The sequence below is a fragment of the Nesterenkonia sp. NBAIMH1 genome, assembly GCF_007922635.1.
Lineage (GTDB): Bacteria > Actinomycetota > Actinomycetes > Actinomycetales > Micrococcaceae > Nesterenkonia > Nesterenkonia pannonica.
The window spans coordinates 987,255-1,005,164 of record NZ_CP042335.1; the positions used below are offsets into that span (position 1 = coordinate 987,255).

At 68.2% G+C, this 17,910-nt stretch carries 18 protein-coding genes and 1 riboswitch; of the genes, 14 read left to right on the plus strand and 4 right to left on the minus strand.

The features are described from left to right. Positions 1-137 precede the first annotated feature (137 nt). The 13 genes from FS388_RS04575 (at position 138) to FS388_RS04635 (ending at position 13,592) form a co-directional block, all read left to right on the plus strand. Entirely contained in the window at positions 138-1,274 is a 1,137-nt protein-coding gene (locus FS388_RS04575; RefSeq protein ID WP_210410234.1) for an ABC transporter substrate-binding protein, read from the plus strand. After that, a complete protein-coding gene (locus FS388_RS04580; RefSeq protein ID WP_246836298.1) occupies positions 1,271-2,230 on the plus strand; it encodes an ABC transporter permease subunit in 960 nt (319 codons plus the stop codon). Before FS388_RS04575 ends, FS388_RS04580 begins: the two co-directional genes overlap by 4 nt. Beyond that, the gene (locus FS388_RS04585) at positions 2,218-3,063 is read left to right on the plus strand and encodes an ABC transporter permease (protein WP_146340139.1); all 846 of its coding nucleotides are present in this window, start codon (positions 2,218-2,220) and stop codon (positions 3,061-3,063) included. The genes FS388_RS04580 and FS388_RS04585 overlap by 13 nt, the downstream gene beginning before the upstream one ends. Then, positions 3,060-4,136 carry an ABC transporter ATP-binding protein gene (locus tag FS388_RS04590; RefSeq protein ID WP_146340141.1) on the plus strand — a complete coding sequence of 359 codons (1,077 nt, stop codon included), beginning with the start codon at positions 3,060-3,062 and terminating at the stop codon, positions 4,134-4,136. The genes FS388_RS04585 and FS388_RS04590 overlap by 4 nt, the downstream gene beginning before the upstream one ends. Continuing rightward, positions 4,133-4,873, plus strand: coding sequence for an HAD family phosphatase (locus FS388_RS04595; protein ID WP_146340143.1), 741 nt, complete (start codon positions 4,133-4,135; stop codon positions 4,871-4,873). Before FS388_RS04590 ends, FS388_RS04595 begins: the two co-directional genes overlap by 4 nt. After that, entirely contained in the window at positions 4,866-5,855 is a 990-nt protein-coding gene (locus FS388_RS04600; RefSeq protein WP_146340145.1) for an endonuclease/exonuclease/phosphatase family protein, read from the plus strand. Before FS388_RS04595 ends, FS388_RS04600 begins: the two co-directional genes overlap by 8 nt. Positions 5,856-5,964: 109 nt before the next feature. Then, positions 5,965-6,594 carry a hypothetical protein gene (locus FS388_RS04605; RefSeq protein WP_146340147.1) on the plus strand — a complete coding sequence of 210 codons (630 nt, stop codon included), beginning with the start codon at positions 5,965-5,967 and terminating at the stop codon, positions 6,592-6,594. Positions 6,595-6,726: 132 nt separating this feature from the next. Further along, positions 6,727-6,826: riboswitch (SAM riboswitch) on the plus strand. An 11-nt stretch (positions 6,827-6,837) separates the two neighbouring features. After that, a complete protein-coding gene (locus FS388_RS04610; protein ID WP_146340149.1) occupies positions 6,838-7,677 on the plus strand; it encodes an ABC transporter ATP-binding protein in 840 nt (279 codons plus the stop codon). 87 nt (positions 7,678-7,764) lie between these two features. Beyond that, complete coding sequence (locus FS388_RS04615) at positions 7,765-8,820, plus strand: aliphatic sulfonate ABC transporter substrate-binding protein (RefSeq protein ID WP_146340151.1); 1,056 nt, start codon at positions 7,765-7,767, stop codon at positions 8,818-8,820. Then, entirely contained in the window at positions 8,817-9,692 is an 876-nt protein-coding gene (locus FS388_RS04620; protein ID WP_146340153.1) for an ABC transporter permease, read from the plus strand. The genes FS388_RS04615 and FS388_RS04620 overlap by 4 nt, the downstream gene beginning before the upstream one ends. Positions 9,693-9,709: 17 nt before the next feature. Next, on the plus strand, positions 9,710-11,779 hold the full coding sequence (locus FS388_RS04625; RefSeq protein WP_146340155.1) for an acetate--CoA ligase: 2,070 nt from the start codon (positions 9,710-9,712) through the stop codon (positions 11,777-11,779). Further along, complete coding sequence (locus FS388_RS04630) at positions 11,776-13,077, plus strand: O-acetylhomoserine aminocarboxypropyltransferase/cysteine synthase family protein (protein WP_146340157.1); 1,302 nt, start codon at positions 11,776-11,778, stop codon at positions 13,075-13,077. Before FS388_RS04625 ends, FS388_RS04630 begins: the two co-directional genes overlap by 4 nt. Next, positions 13,074-13,592, plus strand: a complete 519-nt coding sequence (locus FS388_RS04635; RefSeq protein WP_146340159.1) for a CoA-binding protein — start codon at positions 13,074-13,076, stop codon at positions 13,590-13,592. The genes FS388_RS04630 and FS388_RS04635 overlap by 4 nt, the downstream gene beginning before the upstream one ends. Positions 13,593-13,658: 66 nt before the next feature. Here the strand turns inward: FS388_RS04635 and FS388_RS13000 are convergent, their stop codons facing one another. Beyond that, positions 13,659-13,805, minus strand: coding sequence for a hypothetical protein (locus FS388_RS13000; RefSeq protein ID WP_168198590.1), 147 nt, complete (start codon positions 13,803-13,805; stop codon positions 13,659-13,661). A gap of 94 nt (positions 13,806-13,899) precedes the next feature. Between FS388_RS13000 and FS388_RS04640 the strand changes: the two genes are divergently transcribed. Beyond that, positions 13,900-15,186 (plus strand): adenylosuccinate synthase, encoded by a 1,287-nt coding sequence (locus tag FS388_RS04640; protein WP_146340162.1) that lies wholly within the window; start codon positions 13,900-13,902, stop codon positions 15,184-15,186. 22 nt (positions 15,187-15,208) lie between these two features. Here FS388_RS04640 and FS388_RS04645 read toward each other — a convergent pair whose 3' ends face one another. The 3 genes from FS388_RS04645 to FS388_RS04655 are packed head-to-tail and all read right to left on the minus strand — an operon-like array spanning position 15,209 to position 17,908. Further along, positions 15,209-15,634, minus strand: a complete 426-nt coding sequence (locus tag FS388_RS04645) for a DUF3151 domain-containing protein (protein WP_146340164.1) — start codon at positions 15,632-15,634, stop codon at positions 15,209-15,211. 25 nt (positions 15,635-15,659) lie between these two features. Further along, on the minus strand, positions 15,660-16,838 hold the full coding sequence (locus tag FS388_RS04650; RefSeq protein WP_246836299.1) for an ABC transporter permease: 1,179 nt from the start codon (positions 16,836-16,838) through the stop codon (positions 15,660-15,662). Next, a complete protein-coding gene (locus FS388_RS04655; protein WP_146340166.1) occupies positions 16,835-17,908 on the minus strand; it encodes an ABC transporter permease in 1,074 nt (357 codons plus the stop codon). The genes FS388_RS04650 and FS388_RS04655 overlap by 4 nt, the downstream gene beginning before the upstream one ends. Positions 17,909-17,910: the final 2 nt, after the last annotated feature.

Sequence of the window (17,910 nt, forward strand, 5' to 3'; positions counted from 1 at the left end):
CATCACTAGTGACGTAACAGTTGACCACGAGCACTTCACTAGTGAGGATGGAGAAACAGAGGGCCGCTCCACGGCGCTTCCGGCACGTGAGCACCACAGTGCCGACCATCTGCAACCAAAAGGACAGAGACACTCGCATGATCACTCGCACCCGCATCATGATCGGTTCCGCCCTTGCCGCAACCCTCGGCCTGACAGCCTGCGGCGACGGCGGCGAATCTGAGGCATCGCAGAACTGGCGCGAGGCCGGGTCCGTCGAGGACGGCGGCGGCATGGACCAGCTCGTCGAGGACGCCCAGGCCGAAGGGCAGTTCAACGCCATGGGGCTCTACGAAGACTGGGCCAACTACGGCGAGCTCCTCGAGGCGTTCTCCGAGGAGTACGACATCGAGATCACCAACGACACCTCCACCGGCTCCAGCCAGGACCTCATCAACGCCGTGGTGAACCGCCAGGGGCAGGACAACTCCCTGGACTATCTCGACACCGGCGTCAGCTTCGCCGAAGAGGCTGCCGAGGACGGCCTGCTCGCCGAGTACTCACCCCAGACCATCGACGACATCGACGAGGAGTTCGTCTCCGAGTCCGGCACCTGGATCAACCACCTCGGCGGCACCGTCGCCATCGGGTGCGACACCTCGCGCGTCGAGGACTGCCCCGAGAGCTTCGAGGACCTGCTGGACGAGCAGTACTCCGGCCAGGTGGCTCTGCCCTCGAACCCCACGGCCTCCGAGGGCTCATTCATGATCGTGCACGCCGCTGCTGAGGCCAACGGCGGCAGCTTCGACGACATCGAGCCAGGCATCGAGTTCTTCGGCGAGCTCTCCGGCATGGGCAACCTCGTCCCCGTCGAAGCCGACGCAGGAACCATCGAAACCGGTGAGACTCCCATCGTCATCGACTGGGACTACCTGCTCCAGCCCATCGCCAACGACCTCGAGGAGGACGCCGGCATCGAGATGGACATCAACCTGCCCGAGGACGGTCAGGTCTCCTCCTTCTACGCCGCCTCCATCAACGACGATGCGCCCCACCCCGCAGTGGCGCGGCTGTTCTACGAGTTCCTCTTCTCCGACGAGGGCCAGAACATCCTGCTGGAGGGCTATGTCTCCCCGGTGCGCCTGGACGCCATGATCGAAGAGGGCACCGTGAACGAGGACGCGCTCGCCGAGCTGCCCAGCCAGGACGGCATCGAAGCTCCCCAGCCCACTCTGGAGCAGCGCGATACCAACCAGGCCATCGTCAATGAGCAGTGGGACGGCACTGTTCAGTGAGTCTGCCGATCACCCAGCCCGCTGGGGCTGGCCAGCCGCAGGCCCCGGACGGCGCCTCAGCGCCGGCCGGGGCTCGGCCCCCGCTGCTCAGCAGAGAGCGGTGGAAGGGGGTGGGATCGGCACTGCGGTCTCCGGCTGCCCTCTCGCTCTTTCCCCTGGGACTCATCCTGGGCATCTTCTTCATCCTTCCGATCGTGGGGATGGCCGTCATCGCCTTCTCCGTCACCGCGGAGGATGGAGGAACGAGCATAGGCCTGGCGAACTTTGAGGCGCTGACGAGGGGCTCCCACCTTCAGGCGATCGCCAACTCGGTGCAGGTGTCGCTGGTGGGGTCGACGATCGCCGCGGCGGTCGGCTCCCTCACCGCGTTCTGCATCGCTCAGATCCGGTCCAAGGCGCTGGACTCCGTGGTGGCCGTCTTCTCCTCAGTGCTGGCCAACGACGGCGGCGCGCCGCTGGCGTTCTCGTTCATCGTCACCCTCGGCAATGCAGGGGTTCTGTACGCTGCGCTGAATCTGGAGGCCACGGGCTTCTCGCTCTACTCGTGGCAGGGCCTGGTGGTGATGTACCAGTACTTCCTGATCCCTACGATGGTGATGGTCACACTGCCGACGTTCATGGGGCTGCGCAAGGAGTGGCGTGAGGCCAATGCCGCCCTCGGCGGCTCCCCCAGCACGTTCTGGCTCCGCGTGGGCCTGCCGGTCGCCGCACCGGCCCTGCTGGGCGGCTGGATTCTGTGCTTCGGCGCAGCGTTCGCCACCCACGCCTCCGCGGCGGTCCTCATCGGCGCGGGCGGATTCCCGCTCATTCCGCTGAACATCTCCTCGCTCCTGGGCCAGTCCCCCTCCAGCCAGCCCATCGCCATGGCGCTGGGCGTGACGATGGTGGTCATCGCCGTCACCGTGCTGTTCGTCTTCAACCGCCTGCAGAGGAGGTCCGCCCGATGGGTGCAGTGAGACTCTCCCGCTGGCTGCCGGTGATCGCCGTCGGCCTCTACGTCCTCATTCCGGTGCTCTGCGCCGCCTACTACGCCGTGTTCCCCGGGGGCACCTTCTCGCTGCGCGCCTACTCGGTGATCACCGAAGATGCCAGCCTCGCCGCCGCCGCAAGCCGAACCTTCATGATCACCGGGCTGACCATCGTCACGCTGGTGGCCACACTGGTCCCCGCGCTCGTCGCCGTCCACCTCTGGGCTCCTCGGCTGCGCCCGATCCTGGAGATTCTGTGCACCCTGCCGCTGGTGGTCCCGCCCATCGCGATCGCCGCCGGGGTGGTGGCGCTGCTGCGCTGGGGCGCTCAGCAGGGCCGCGGCTCCCTGGCCAGCGAGGTCAGCCAGTTCATGCAGAGCCCCGACCTGCCCCTCATCCTGGTGGGCACCTATGTGGTCCTGTGTCTGCCCTTCACGTTCCGCTCGATCGACGCGGGGCTGCGCACGATCCCGCTCAAAGCAATGGTGGAGGGCTCAGCGATCCTGGGCTCGAGCACCTGGGGGACCATCTGGCGAGTCGTCATCCCCAACATCAGGGGCTCCATGCTCTTCTCCGTCTTCTTCACCACGGCCCTGTGCTTCGGAGAGTTTTCGCTGGCCGCCACCCTGGGCCAGCAGACTGTGCCGGTATGGCTGTTCGACGTCTCCTCGAACAACTTCCGCGCCTCCATCGCCATTGCCGTTCTCCTGAACCTCGCGACGTGGGCCCTTCTGTTCGTCGCGACCCTCTCCGCCGACCGGTTCTCCCCGGCCGGACGGGCAGCCCGTGCCGAACGCTCCCTACAGAAAGCTGCATCATGACCTCCACCGCCGGCGCAGGCCCGACACAGACCTCCAATGAGGTGGTGCTTCAGGGCATCTCGAAGACCTTCGGCTCGACCCCCGTGCTCCACGGCCTGGACCTCACCATCGGCGCAGGCGAGCTGATCACCGTGCTCGGCCCCTCGGGCTGCGGCAAGACCACCGCCCTGAGGATCCTCGCTGGGTTCGAGAAGCCGACCACGGGCACGGTGCGCGTCGGAGGCCGAGACCTCACGCAGGTGGCCCCCAACCGTCGGGGCATCGGCATGGTCTTCCAGGCCTACAGCCTCTTCCCCAACATGACCGTCCAGGACAATGTCGAGTACGGGCTGCGGGTCCGCAGGATCGACCGGCAGAAGAGGCGCGGCACCGCCCAGGAGATGCTGGAGATGTGCGGACTGGGCGAGTTCGCCTCCCGGTTCCCCGCCCAGCTCTCCGGAGGTCAGCAGCAGCGCGTCGCTCTGGCCCGGGCGCTGGCCACCCAGCCGGAGGTGCTGCTGCTCGATGAGCCGCTCTCCGCCCTGGACGCCACCGTGCGCGTCCAGATCCGCGAAGAGATCAGACGGCTGCAGCAGCAGCTGGGGATCACCACCATGTTCGTCACGCACGACCAGGAGGAGGCCCTGTCCATCGCAGACCGGGTCGCCGTGCTGCGCGACGGCGTGATCGACCAGGTCGACGAGCCGCGTCGGGTGTATCAGTCGCCGGCCAACGAGTTCGTCGCCCGGTTCGTCGGATCCGTCACAGAGGTCGGCGTGGAGCCGTCCTTCCGAGGCGGCGAGCTGCCCATCCACGCCCCCTCCGAGCGGCTCGACACACTCTTCGTGCGCCCCGAGGACATCACCCTCGCTCCCGACGAGGAGGGGCAGTCGACCGTGATATCCCAGACCTATACAGGCGAACGCACGATGATCCGTGCCGTCACGCCCGTCGAGGGCCTGGAGATCATATCGTCGGTGTCGGCCGCAGAGGCATCCGATCTCACGCCGGGCTCGCGCGTCACCCCGTACGTGAACTCGGCTCCGGCGCTGCGCGTCGGGGCCGGCTCGTCGACCTCCCTCTCCGCCGCATGAGCAGCCACTCCTCCGACCCAGGGACGCGGCCTCCGATCACCGCCCCGCTGAGCATCCGCGCCGGTGGGCTCCGTGCTGACCTGTGCATCCAGGGAGCCGTCTTCGACTGCGACGGGCTCCTCATGGACTCCGAGGACACGTGGCTGCGCATGCTCAGCAGCTGGCTCAGCGAGCACGGCCGCACCCCCGAGGAGGCCGAGCGCTTCCACGGCTTCGCCTCGGCAGACACGGCTGAGCGGCTGGGCGAGCTGACCGGCCTGCCTGCGCAGAGCACCCTGCAGGAGATCAACGCCCGCTACTCCGAGATGCTCTCCGACGGCGTGGAGCTGATGCCGGGAGCGCGCCGGCTGCTCACCGAGCTCGCCGCCTCGGTGCCCACCGCCGTCGCCAGCAACGGGCTGCGCCGCGACGTCCGGACGATGCTCGACAGCGCAGGGCTTCTGCGCTCCCCCGGGGCGGTCTGCACGGTGGAGGACGTCGCGGCCGGCAAGCCCGCCCCCGACCTGTACCTCGAGGCCTGCGAGCGGCTCGGCGTGGATCCTGCCGCAACCGCAGCGTTCGAGGACTCCCCCGCGGGCGCCCAGGCGGCCGCGGCAGCCGGGCTCATCGTGATCGGGGTGAACCAGGACCCGCATCTCGAGCTGCCGTGCCGCTACCGAATCTCCAGCCTGGAGGAGGTCCTCCTCCCGACAGCCGAGCCCGAAGCCCCCATCGACGATCAGGAGCACCATGACTGAAGCAGACCCGCAGCAGCAGATCCGGCGCCCTCAGGACACGCTGGCGGACCAGCCCCTGGACCAGCAGCAGGCGGACGGGATGACCCCCGAGCAGGCCGTCGAGCAGAAGCTCCGAGAGCTGCGGACCCTGAAGGTCTTCACCTGGAACCTCTGGTTCGGCGGCAGAGAGGTCGACGACTCCGCCGCCAAGCAGGCAGCTGTGCTCGCGGCCGAGGACGCCGACATCGTTCTCCTGCAGGAGTGCTATGGCACCGCAGGCATCCGCTTGGCGCGATCGGCGGGGATGACCGCAGCCCAGCAGGACTTCAACTGTGCTGTGCTCAGCGCCTCCCCCATCCGGCTCCTGCAGACCAGCACGGAGCCCTTCGCGACGGCAGCCGCTGTCCAGACGCGTCTCGGCGAGGTGCTGGCCTGGTCCGTCCACCTGGCCTCCTCCGACTACAGCCCGTACCGACGAGATGACCTGCCCCGTGCGGCCGAGTCGGTCTTCGCCCAGCCGGGCGAGGCCCAGCGCACCCAGCAGGCGCAGCAGATCCTGGCCGAGACCGATCGGCTCCTCCAGGAGCTCGGCGACATGCCGGTCATCATCGCCGGAGACTTCAACGTTCCCTCACCCCTGGACTGGGACGGCTCCCACCGTCCTGCGGCTCAGTGGCCCGCCACGGACGCGCTCCTGAAGGCCGGCTTCACCGACGCGTTCCGCGCAGTGCATCCCGATCCCGCTCGGGCGCCGGGGCTGACCTGGTCCCAGATCGAGTCCCTGGAGACCGAGCCTCGCGATCGCATCGACTTCATCTTCGCCAGGGGTCTGAACGTGGTCGCAGCGGACCATCTGGGCGGGGCGGCAGACGCGTCCGACACCGCCGCAGATGAGGGCTTCTGCGACTATGGGGGTCCAGCGCGCCACATCCCTGACCAGAGGGGCAACGCCTTTCCGTCCGATCATCTGGCCGTGCGGGCGACGCTCGACCGTCCCTCATGAGTCGACGACCGTGTGAGGGAGCATGGACCAGACGCTGAGGCCACACTCAGACAGGTCTGCCACCTTGTGCATGACACACTCCGCATGATGTTCGAGGAGAGGCCGAGCGATGAGCACCACAGACCGCACGACAACGGGTCCTGATCGGGCGACGACGGAGGAGCCGCGGTTCCGCACCGATCCCGCCGAAGAGGATCTCGAAGCCGTGCACGACGACGAGATCACCGTCAACGGCCAGGAGATTCACCTCAACGACATCCGTGACGCCATGAACTCGCACGAGAGCGTGCTCGAATCCGGCGTCTGCTCCATCGGCGACGCGGAAGCCGGCACGATCCCGGTGGCGTTCGTCGTGCTGACGCCCGAGGCGCGCGAGGAGGTCAACGCCACCCGACTGCCGCCCGACGACGGCTCCCAGACCCGTTCGATCCCCCCGGGCGAGCGGAAGATGGTCGACTCCGTCCAGGCACTGGTCGCCCAGAAGGTCTCCGAGGAAGCGGTGCCGCGGAAGATCATCCCCGTGCTGGACATGCCCAAGGACAAGGAGCACCAGGTCATCAGCCGCGTGCTCGGACGGCTCTACGCAGGCGAAGACCCCGAGGACGTCTCCGACGTGCAGAATCAGAAGTGCCTGGCGTCCATCAAGAAGATCTGCGAGGAGATGGACACCGCCGGGCGGAGGCGCACGGGCAGCACCAGCGCTTCCAAAGGCTGGCCCGTGACCCGCGGGCAGCAGTAGGCGGCAAGCCCCACGACGCGTCTGGGGCGGGGCGTGGTCCTCTGCGGGCCGCGCCCCGCCCCAGACGCGCAGTGTGACGTTTGTGACCCGGTTTTTGTGCGCGGACTCGGCTCTGGCGTACAGTCATAGGCGTATCCATCCGGAGCGGCTGAGAGATCTGGCTCGACGACGCCGCAGCAACCACTGCAGAGCTTCTCTGCGGGCTCGGTGCTAATGCCAGGGACGATGGGAGTGAATTCTCGCATGACTGCTTCTGCGACCCTTGAGGCGCCGACCTCGCCTGGGGAGCCCTCAACGCATTCCGCCGCCCCGCAGGCCGCCTTCGATTCGCTGAACGTCCGGTTCGCCGGTGTGGGCCGCAGCTTCGGCGGCCGCCCCGTGCTGCGCGACATCAGCCTGGAGATCGCCCCCGGCGAGGTCCTCGCGATCCTGGGGACCTCAGGCTGCGGCAAATCCACCCTGCTCCGCGCCCTGGCGGGTCTCGACACCGGCTTCACCGGTGAGCTGACCATCGCGGGGAAGCCCGTGCAGCCCTATGACGACCGCACCGCCGTCGGATTCCAGGAGCCTCGCCTGCTCCCCTGGCGCTCGGTGCGCAGGAACATTGAGCTCGGACTGCCCCGCGAGCTGTCCAAGGCCGAGGGCAGGGCCCGGGTCGACGAGCTGCTGGAGCTGGTCGGGCTCGCCGAGCGCGCGCATCTGAAGCCCCGGGAGATCTCCGGGGGCATGGCCCAGCGGGCCTCGCTGGCCCGCGCCCTGGCACGCCGGCCCGGCGTTCTCCTGCTCGACGAGCCCTTCGGCGCACTCGATGCCCTCACCCGGCTCAAGATGCAGGATCTGCTCCTGGACATCCACGCCCAGACAGGGACGACGGTGCTCCTCGTCACCCACGACGTCGACGAGTCTCTGCAGCTGGCCGACCGGATTCTTCTGCTGGGCAAGGACGACGGCGCCGCGGCCGAGGGAGCCACCGCCAAGCGGCTGCTGACCGTGCCGGGACGCCGCCCCCGCGATCGGGCCTCCGCCGACCTGGCCGAGCTGAAGTCGCAGCTGTACGCAGGCCTCGGCGTCGACGCCCACTGACCACGCCCGCACACCCCTCTGCATTCTTTGGGCCTGCCTCGCACAGGTCCGCCCACCTCGCCGAACGACACTTTGAAAGGCTCCCCCATGCCCACCTCCTTCTCCCGCTCCGCCGCCTCCGTCACCGCACTCGGGACAGCCGCGCTGCTCGCGCTGTCCGCCTGCGGCGATGACGCAGACGGGGAGCTGGACACCCTGAACATCGACTTCGCCACCTACAACCCGCTGTCCCTGGTGATCCTGGAGCACGGCTGGCTGGAGGAGGAGCTGGAGGAGATCGGCACCGACGTGCAGTGGATCCAGTCCCACGGCTCCAACCAGGCGAACGAGTACCTCCGCGCCGATGAGCTGCACGTCGGCTCGACCGCAGGCTCCGCCGCCCTGCTGAACCGCTCCGTCGGCGCCGACACGCACACCTTCTACGTGGAGTCGCAGCCCGAGTGGTCCGCACTGGTCACCAGTGAAGACTCCGACATCGAGAGCGTGGAGGACCTCGAGGGCGCCTCCGTGGCGGCGACGCTGGCCACCGACCCGTTCTTCTTCCTCGCCCGTTCGCTGGACGAGGCGGGCCTCTCCCTCGACGACATTGAGGTTCAGGCCCTGCAGCACGCAGACGGCCGTCAGGCGTTGGAGAACGGCGACGTCGATGCCTGGGCCGGCCTAGACCCGATCATGGGCGACGCCGAGCTCGGCGGAGCCGAGCTGTTCTCCAGGGAGGTCGACTTCAACACCTACTCCACCGTCAACGCGACCGGAGACTTCCTGGAGAACCACCCGGAGGTCGCTCAGACGGTCGTCAACGTGTACGAGCAGGCCCGGCAGTGGGCCGAGGAGAACCCCCAGGAGACCGCGGAGATCCTCGCCGAGTACGCAAGCATCGATCTCGACGTCGCAGAGCTGGTGATCGCCGACCGCGTGAACTTCGACATCAGCCCGGTGCCGGGCGAAGACCTGCGCGCCGCCCTGGAGCCGGTGGGCCCCTTCTTCGTCGAGACCGGCGACGTCGACTCCGAGGAGCAGGTCGACGAGGCCCTCGAGGAGCTCTTCTGGCCCGAGTACGCGGAAGCGGCTGAGGCCACCGATGCTGAGGGCACTGACGACGCAGCCGAGCAGGCGGAGATTCAGGAGGACGAGGACGCATGAGCCCGGCCCCCACCGAGCACACGCCTCCTGCGGCTGCGAGCACCGCCGGGTTCGCAGCCGCGCCCGCGCCGGCCACGGCTGATCAGGGGTCGAAGCCGTCGCGCTCCCGCTCCGGCCTCAACGGGGCCTCAAGGGTCCTTGTCGGCGCGATCGTCCCGGTGGCGCTCGTCGCCCTGTGGTGGCTGGTCACGGACGCCCTGGGGATCTTCACCCCCATTCAGCTGCCCTCCCCGGTCGCGGTCGTCGAAGCCGGTCAGGCTCTGCTGGAGTCCGGCGCCCTCGCAGGCCATATCGGCATCTCCGTGCAGCGTGTGCTGGTCGGCTTCGCCCTCGGCGCCGGGGCGGGACTGGTGCTCGGCTCGCTGCTGGGCCTGTCCCGAGCGGCCGATGCGCTGCTGCACCCCACTGTCGGGGCCTTCCGTGCCGTGCCGTCCCTGGCATGGGTGCCCCTGATCCTGCTCTGGATCGGCATCGGTGAGGACGGAAAATACCTGCTCATCGCCATCGGCGCCTTCTTCCCCGTCTTCACCTCGGTGCACTCGGCGCTCCGCCACGTGGACGCCCAGCTGGTGGAGGCCGGCCGCGCCTTCGGGTTCCACGGAGTGCGTCTGCTGGCGACCGTCCAGCTGCCCGCCGTCGTGCCCCCGGTGTTCTCCGGGCTGCGGCTGGCGCTGGCACAGTCCTGGCTGTTCCTGGTGGCCGCTGAGCTGCTCGCCGCGGCCGAAGGGCTGGGCTTCCTGCTCACGGAGTCGCAGAGCAACGGTCGCGTGGACCGGCTGCTGCTCGCCATCGTGCTGCTGGCCGTCCTGGGCAAAACAACAGATGCGCTGCTCGGCCTGGTCGAGCGCAAAGCGCTCAAGACCTGGGCCTGAGCCGAAGGAGGCCGCACATGCCGGACGCTGCCCGCACTCACCACCACCCCCTCTCTGCCGATGTGCTCTCGTGGCCCGAGCCCTCCTCCGAGGCGGAGCGCCTCGCGCACTGGGAGCGTGCGGCCGGGCTCCTCGAGTGGGACACCGGCTGGCATACCCTGCGCACATGGGAGCCGCCGAACCCGGAGACCCGACGGGGTCCTTCGATGCGCTGGTTCGAAGGCGGCAGGCTCAACGCGGCGGTGAACTGCGTGGACCGTCACGTGGACGCCGGACGCGGGGACACCGTCGCCCTGCACTTCGAGGGTGAGCCCGGCGACCGGGAGACGGTGACCTACGCGGAGCTTCAGCGCCGCGTCTGCCAAGCGGCCAACGCTCTGGAGGCCCTCGGCGTCGGCCACGGCGACCGGGTGGTCATCTACCTCCCGGTGCTGTTGGAGACGATCGTCATCACCCTCGCCTGCGCCCGCATCGGCGCGGTGCACCAGCTGGTCTTCGGCGGATTCTCGGCCCAGGCCCTGCGCTTCCGGGTGGAGGACACCGGGACGAAGCTGCTGGTCACCACGGACGGCCAATACCGCCGCGGTCAGGCTGTGCCGGTCAAAGAGAACGCCGACGCCGCCGTGGAGGGTCTCACCCTGGGAGGCGGCGGCGCGGTGGAGCACGTGCTGGTGCTGCGACGCACCGGCTCCGAGATCAGCTGGGACAGCACCGACCTCAGCGGCGACGGCCTGGGCCGCGACGTGTGGTGGCACGACGTCGTCGACTCCGCGTCTGACCAGCACGAGGCTCCCATGTTCGATGCGGAGAACGAGCTGTTCATCATGTACACCTCAGGCACCACCGGCAAGCCCAAGGGCCTGGTGCACACCACGGCCGGGTATCTCACCGGCAGCCTCTACTCCTATCTGCGCCTCTTCGCCCACCCGGACCCGGCCGAGCGCGAGCATGACGTGCACTGGTGCACCGCCGACCTGGCATGGGTCACCGCCCACACCTACGAGATGTACGGGCCGCTGGCCGCCGGCGCCGCCCAGGTGATCTACGAGGGTGTGCCGAACGCGCCCCACCCGGGCCGGCACTTCGAGATCATCCAGCGGCACCGCGTGACCAGCTACTACACGGCCCCCACGCTGGTCCGCTCCCTGATGGGCTGGTGGCCCGACGGCATCCCGGCCGAGTACGACCTCTCCTCGGTGCGGCTCGCCGGCACGGTGGGCGAGGCGGTGAACCCGGAGGCATGGTCCTGGCTGCGCAGCCAGATCGGACGGGACACGTCTGACGCGGCCGGCAGGCCCGCGCTGCCGATGGTCGACACGTGGTGGCAGTCGGAGTCCGGCTCAGCAGTCCTCTCCCCCAGACCCGACGACACCTCCTTCAAGCCGGGCTCCGCGACCCGTCCCCTGCCGGGCTGGGGCGCGAGGGTCGTGGACCAGGACGGCCAGCCCGTCGCCCCCGGAGTTCAGGGAAGCATCGTGGTCACCGAATTCGGACCTTCGATGGCGCGCGGCGTATGGGGAGATCCGGAGCGCTTCTACACCTCGTACTGGGAGGCGCACGTCGACCAGGGATGGTTCCTCGCCGGCGACGGCGCCAAGCAGGATGAGGACGGAGACGTCTGGATCCTGGGACGCATCGACGATGCGATCAATGTGTCGGGCCATCTCCTCTCCACCATCGAGATCGAGTCGGCTCTGATCTCCCACCCCGATGTGATCGAGGCCGGAGTGGCGCCCTGCCACGACGAGAAGACCGGCCACGCGGCAGTTGCCTTCACCGTCCTCAGCGAAGCCGCGTCCTCCCGCCTGGCGGCCGACCCCGACGCCGAGGCCGATCTCGCCTCACTCCTTCGCGAGCATGTGGCGACGGTGATCGGCCCCGTCGCGAAGCCGCGCACCGTCATTCCGGTCCCCGACGTCCCCAAGACCCGGTCGGGCAAGATCATGCGCCGACTGCTCGCCCAGCTGCACGACGGCGACCGGCTCGGCGACACCACCAGCCTGCAGAACGAACCATGCGTGCCGCAGATCGCCGAGATCTGCGCAGCACGCAGCACGGCACCACCAAGGAAAGAGGCAACACGATGAGCAGCGACCGCCAGTTCGGATTCCGCACCCGCGCCCTGCACGCAGGCGCCGTCCCCGACGCCACGTACGGCACACGTGCAGTGCCGATCCACCAGTCCACCAGCTTCGTCTTCAAGGACAGCGACGATGCGGCGAACCTCTTCGCCCTGCAGAAGTTCGGCAACATCTACTCCCGCATCGGCAACCCCACTGTGGCGGCCCTGGAGGAGCGCATGGCATCCCTGGAGGGCGGCATCGGCGCCGTGGCCACCGCCTCGGGAATGTCGGCGGAGTTCCTCGTCTTCGCCGCCCTGTGCCAGCAGGGAGACCACATCGTGGCCAGCTCCAAGCTCTACGGCGGCACGATCACCCAGCTCGACGTCTCGCTGCGGCGGTTCGGCATCGAGACCACGTTCGTGAACTCGGACGAGGCGGCAGACTTCAAGGCGGCCCTGCAGCCGAACACCAAGCTCATCTTCACCGAGGTCGTCTCCAACCCCAGCTCAGACGTCGTGGACCTCCCCGGCGTGGCTGACGTCGCCCACGAGCACGGGATCCCGCTCGTCGTCGACTCCACGCTCACCACCCCCTACCTGCTGCGGCCGATCGAGCACGGAGCGGACATCGTCACCCACTCGGTGACGAAGTTCCTCGGCGGGCACGGCACCACACTTGGAGGGGTGATCGTCGAAGCCGGCACGTTCCCGTGGAACAACGGAAACTTCCCCCAGATGACCGAGGAGGTGGCCTCCTACGGCGGCCTCTCCTGGTGGGGCAACTTCGCCGAGTACGGATTCCTGACCAAGATCCGCGCCGAGCAGCTCCGCGACTTCGGCCCGTCCCTGACGCCGCAGGCTGCCTTCCAGCTGATCCAGGGCGTCGAGACCCTCCCCCAGCGCATGGAGGAGCACGTGGCCAACGCCCAGACGGTCGCCGAGTGGCTCAACGCTGACCCGCGCGTGGACTACGTCAACCACGCCGGCCTGCCCGAGCACCGGCACCACAGCCGAGGCAAGGAGCTCCTGCCGAAGGGGCTCGGCGCAGTCTTCAGCTTCGGCATAGCCGGCGGCAGGGCCAACGGCCAGCGGTTCATCGAGTCGCTGCAGCTGGCCTCGCACCTGGCCAACGTCGGCGATGCGCGCACCCTCGTGCTGCACCCTGCATCCACGACCCACCAGCAGCTCTCGGAGGAGCAGCTGGTCGCCGGCGGAATTCCCGATGATCTGATCAGGATTTCTGTGGGCCTCGAAGACGTTGAAGACATCATCTGGGACCTCGACCAGGCCCTGGAGACGGCGACCAAGGGAGAGAACTCATGAGCACCAGCACTGTTGAGCACCCGAACGGCGTGTGGGAGGAGCCGGGTCCGGCGCGTCGGCTTCAGCTGCTGCGCGCGGCGAAGTCCGTGGCGATCGTGGGCATGTCAAATAAGCCTTCCCGGGCCAGCCACTTCGTGGCCACCTACCTGCAGTCCGACTCCAGCTACAGGCTCTACTGGGTGAACCCGGCCCTGGTGGGCAAGACCGTCCTCGGGGAGCCCGGCTACGGGTCCCTGCAGGACCTGCCCGAGTCGCCGGACATCGTCGTCGCCTTCCGCAAGCCGGAGGATCTGCCGGACCTCGCCCGCGACGCCGCAGAGGCGGGGGCGCAGACCCTGTGGGTGCAGCTGGGGATCCATTCGGAGGAGGCCATGCAGACGGCCACCGATCTGGGCCTGAGCGCCGTGCAGAACCGGTGCGTGAAGATCGAGCACGGCCGCTTCCACGGCAACCTTCACCTCGGCGGCTTCGACACCGGTGTGATCAGCGCCAAGAGGCAGCTCAGGGACGCCTAGCGCCCTTCGCGCACGGAGGCCGCGAAGGGGGTCCTGCCGCTCGGAGGAGCGCCGGGGCCCCCTTCCTCACTGCGGGGCCCTGCTCCGACGGGCGAAGGCCCACCTGATCACCTTCACCGCACCGAGGATCAGCAGCACCTTCGGCATCGCAAATTTCGCCAGCACGCGTGCTTTGAGGAATGTGACGGCCATCTTCTTCAGCGCTGCAACCATGTCGCCGACCCTAGCCAGGGCCCCTGAGCGGTTCCTCAAAGCCTGGTTGGTAGACTCCTGACGGCCAGTTCACCAGTTTTCAAGGAGCCCCGCTATGCCCGCCATTGTCATCGTCGGCGCCCAATGGGGCGACGAAGGGAAGGGCAAAGCTACTGACGTGCTCGGCTCCCGTGTCGACTACGTCGTCAAGCCCAATGGGGGCAACAACGCCGGGCACACTGTGGTGGTCGGCGGGGAGAAGTTCGAGCTGAAGCTCCTGCCTGCGGGCATCCTCTCCCCCAATGCGGTCCCGGTGATCGGCAACGGCGTGGTTGTGAACCTCGAGGCGCTGTTCGAGGAGATCGAGGGGCTGGAGGCCCGCGGCGCAGACACCTCCAAGCTGAGGATCAGCGCCAACGCGCACTTGGTGGCGCCGTACCACCAGACCATGGACAAAGTCACCGAGCGCTTCCTCGGCAAACGCGCCATCGGCACCACCGGCCGGGGCATCGGCCCCACCTACATGGACAAGGTCGGACGGCTGGGCATCCGCGTCCAGGACATCTTCGACGAGTCCATCCTGCGTCAGAAGATCGAAGGGGCGCTGCGCCAGAAGAACGAGCTGCTGGTGAAGCTCTACAACCGCAGGGCGGTGGAGGTCGACGAGATCGTCGAGTACTTCCTGAGCTTCGCTGAGCGTCTGCGCCCCATGGTCGTCGACGCCACGAACCTTCTCAACGATGCGCTGGACGAGGGCAAAGTGGTGCTCATGGAGGGCGGCCAGGCCACCTTCCTGGATGTGGACCACGGCACTTACCCGTTTGTCACCTCGTCGAACCCGACCGCGGGCGGGGCCTCAGTGGGCTCGGGGATCGGCCCCACCCGCATCGACCGGTCCATCGGAATCATCAAGGCCTACACCACGCGTGTGGGCGCTGGCCCGTTCCCCACCGAGCTCTTCGACGAGTGGGGCGAGTACCTGCAGAAGACCGGCGGCGAGTTCGGTGTGAACACGGGCCGTCCTCGACGGTGCGGCTGGTACGACGCGGTGATGGCCAAGTACGCCGCACGCATCAACGGCTTCACGGACTACTTCCTCACCAAGCTCGATGTGCTCACCAACATCGAGTCGATCCCGGTCTGCGTGGCCTACGACGTCGACGGCGTGCGGCACGACCAGATGCCGATGACCCAGACCGAGCTGCACCACGCCACGCCCATCTTCGAGCACTTCGACGGGTGGACCGAGGACATCACCGGCGCCCGGACCATGGATGAGCTTCCTGAGAACGCTCAGGCCTACGTGCGGGCCCTGGAGAGCCTCTCCGGCACCCGCTTCTCAGCGATCGGTGTGGGCCCGGGCCGGGACCAGGTGGTTCAGATCCACGACCTGATCACCTGATCCTCGGAGCGCAGCGCCGCCGTCATCGGCGGATGGCTGCGATCTTCTCCTTCGCGGTGGGGTCGCAGTCGTCCAGCAGGTTGTTGATCCGCACGACCTCCGGCTCCTCTCCGATCGCGGCCGCGGCCTGACCGAGGGAGTAGAGGGCCCGGAGGAAGCCGTGGTTGGGCTCGTGGCTGTGGGGGACCGGGCCGGTTCCCTTCCAGCCGTTCTGGCGCAGGGAGTCCAGGCCGCGGTGGTAGCCCACACGCGCGTATGCATAGCCCTCCACGGTGTATCCGCCGTCCAGGGCGTCCTCGGCCAGCAGCGCCCACACCAAGGATGAGGTGGGGTGCTTGGCGGCGAGGTCCACCGGCTCCTCGCCGGCGGCCAGCGACTCAGTCACCTCCGGCTCGGGAGGCAGCAGAGTGGGTTCAGGCTCCATCAGGTTCTTGCCAAGCATAGACATGGGCCCAGCCTAACGGTGAAGCGGCTCAGATCCGCACGGCGGCTGCCTGCTTCTTGTCTGGGCCCGCACCGTCGCCGGGCTTGGCGCTCTTCTTCTGCCGCACTTTCGCACCGTGTATCACCCGGTGCCGGACGAACCCGGAGACCTGGTCCACCGCCATGGTGATCACAATGATCACGAAAAGGGTGATGCCGATCGCCTCCCAGTCGTACGGGCGCTGGCCGAACAGACCGTTGGGCGGGCTGATGAGCCGCCCGATCCCGCCTGCGCCCAGGGCGCCGAGAATGGCCGAGGCGCGAATGTTGACTTCGAACCGGTACAGCCAGATGGCCAGCACCTCCGGCAGAACCTGAGGCAGCACCGCCCAGCGGATCCGCTGGACGTGGGTGGCTCCAGCGGCCGTCGAGGCCTCCAGCGGGCCGGGGTCCACCCCTTCGATGGCTTCGGAGATCAGTTTGGAGAGAGTGCCGATGCTGCTGATGCCCAGCGCGAACGCACCGGCCATCGCCCCGCCCATCTGCGCCGGACCCACTCCCAGGAGGGGGATGAAGATGGCCACGGCGAACACCAGCTCGGGCACGGCACGGATGACAGAGAGGATGAAGCGCATGGGGATGTAGATCGACAGGGGCGCCATGTTTCTCGCCGCAAGGATCCCGCAGGGCAGGGAGAAGAGCGCCCCGACGACTGTGCCGACCCAGGCGATGGCCACTGACTCCAGCATGGCGTCGAAGGCGAGCGACCAGTCCTCGCGAGCCTCCTCGTCGGGGACCTGAGCGACCCCGCCGACCATCTGCACGCTGAACTCCCAGATGCGCGCAGGCATGTCCAGCAGCGCAGACAGCGTCATCCCCGTCCCAGCGGCCGAGGAGATGAATACTGCTCCGACCAGCAGCAGCGCCATGGTGTACCAGAACTTCACGGGCCTGACCGGCCGCTCATCGAGGCGATCGGGGGCGAAGCCTGCGCCTCCCTCGGAGAGACGCTGCTGCTCCTGCCTCTGCTGCTTGGCGGTGCTCGCATACGCCAGGCCGTAGATGCCCACCCCCAGGGCCGCGACGGCGCCGCAGAGGGCGAAGCCCCACAGGCCGCGGAGCAGCACGTCAGAGGATTCGGCGGGAGCCGAGTAGGTCAGCAGGAAGCTGCCGGCAGCCAGCAGCAGCGCACCGGCCACGGCCGCGATGATCTTGTGTCCGTGACTCACAGCAGCTTCCTCCGGATCCACAGCGAGAACAGGTCCACCATCAGGACAACAGCGACAAGTGCCCAGAGGATCGCCCCCACGTTGTCGTAGCCCTGCGACATGCGTCCGATCTGTCGGCTCAGCTCCCCGCCGATGCCGGCCACGCCGACCACGCCGAGGGCAGCTGAGGCCCTGATGTTCAGCTCGAACACGTACAGGCTGTACGAGATGAAGCTCGGCATGACCGCCGGGAGGACGGCGACGCGGTCGCGCTGCATCAGGTTCGCACCCGTCGCGTCGGCGGCTTCCAGCGGCCCGGGGTCGACCGAGTCGATGGACTCGCCGAGCAGCTTCGCGACGATCCCGATGTTGAACATGATCAGGGCGAGGACTGCGGCCAGGGCGCCGAACCCGTAGGCGGTGCTGCCGATGAAGGCTGCGAAGAGCAGGGCCCAGGCAACATCGGGGATCGAACGGACGATCGAGTTGAGGCCCTTGATGCCCTGACTGCTGAAGCGGTTGGGGCTGGAGACCGGCGAGGCCAGCATCGCCAGGAGAAGTCCGATGAAGCATCCGATGATGGTGGCCACGACCGCCATGCACAGCGTGATCAGCCACTCCCCCCAGATCGGACGGGAGGTTCCGGCGACGTTGGAGAGCAGCAGGTAGGACCAGTCCGGGCTGAAGTATCCCAGCAGCTGATCACGGGTGCTGCCTCCTGTCAGGCGGCCCGGCAGCTCGGCGATCCTGTCGAGGAAGTAGATGCTGGAGCCGGCCCAGTAGCTGATGATGACGAATGTCAGCGCCCCGAAGGCTCCCATGGGGCCCACGCGCGTCAGCCAGCAGAGCCCCAGGACCCCAAGCATCGTCAGGAACCCGATGAGCGGCCACTGGGGCGCCCACAGGGTGGTGAAGCCCAGAGGCAGAAAGAGGACACCGGTGGACTCGCGGGTCCACCAGAAGAAGGCGAAGGCCAGAACGGCGACGCCGACGAGCATCAGGTAGTTGGCCAGCGGAGGCTTAGGAGGTGCCGGGCGGGGCGCCGGCTGCGAGGCGGTCCTGGCCGCAGCCGGGTCGGCGACTGCTGTCACGC

Bases quoted from the DNA above. Each gene is read 5' to 3' on its own strand.
- FS388_RS04575 (WP_210410234.1), top strand. From the start codon at position 138: ATGATCACTCGCACCCGCATCATGATCGGTTCCGCCCTTGCCGCAACC.
- FS388_RS04585 (WP_146340139.1), top strand. From the start codon at position 2,218: ATGGGTGCAGTGAGACTCTCCCGCTGGCTGCCGGTGATCGCCGTCGGC.
- FS388_RS04590 (WP_146340141.1), top strand. From the start codon at position 3,060: ATGACCTCCACCGCCGGCGCAGGCCCGACACAGACCTCCAATGAGGTG.
- FS388_RS04595 (WP_146340143.1), top strand. From the start codon at position 4,133: ATGAGCAGCCACTCCTCCGACCCAGGGACGCGGCCTCCGATCACCGCC.
- FS388_RS04600 (WP_146340145.1), top strand. From the start codon at position 4,866: ATGACTGAAGCAGACCCGCAGCAGCAGATCCGGCGCCCTCAGGACACG.
- FS388_RS04605 (WP_146340147.1), top strand. From the start codon at position 5,965: ATGAGCACCACAGACCGCACGACAACGGGTCCTGATCGGGCGACGACG.
- FS388_RS04610 (WP_146340149.1), top strand. From the start codon at position 6,838: ATGACTGCTTCTGCGACCCTTGAGGCGCCGACCTCGCCTGGGGAGCCC.
- FS388_RS04615 (WP_146340151.1), top strand. From the start codon at position 7,765: ATGCCCACCTCCTTCTCCCGCTCCGCCGCCTCCGTCACCGCACTCGGG.
- FS388_RS04620 (WP_146340153.1), top strand. From the start codon at position 8,817: ATGAGCCCGGCCCCCACCGAGCACACGCCTCCTGCGGCTGCGAGCACC.
- FS388_RS04625 (WP_146340155.1), top strand. From the start codon at position 9,710: ATGCCGGACGCTGCCCGCACTCACCACCACCCCCTCTCTGCCGATGTG.
- FS388_RS04630 (WP_146340157.1), top strand. From the start codon at position 11,776: ATGAGCAGCGACCGCCAGTTCGGATTCCGCACCCGCGCCCTGCACGCA.
- FS388_RS04635 (WP_146340159.1), top strand. From the start codon at position 13,074: ATGAGCACCAGCACTGTTGAGCACCCGAACGGCGTGTGGGAGGAGCCG.
- FS388_RS13000 (WP_168198590.1), bottom strand. From the start codon at position 13,805: ATGGTTGCAGCGCTGAAGAAGATGGCCGTCACATTCCTCAAAGCACGC.
- FS388_RS04640 (WP_146340162.1), top strand. From the start codon at position 13,900: ATGCCCGCCATTGTCATCGTCGGCGCCCAATGGGGCGACGAAGGGAAG.
- FS388_RS04645 (WP_146340164.1), bottom strand. From the start codon at position 15,634: ATGTCTATGCTTGGCAAGAACCTGATGGAGCCTGAACCCACTCTGCTG.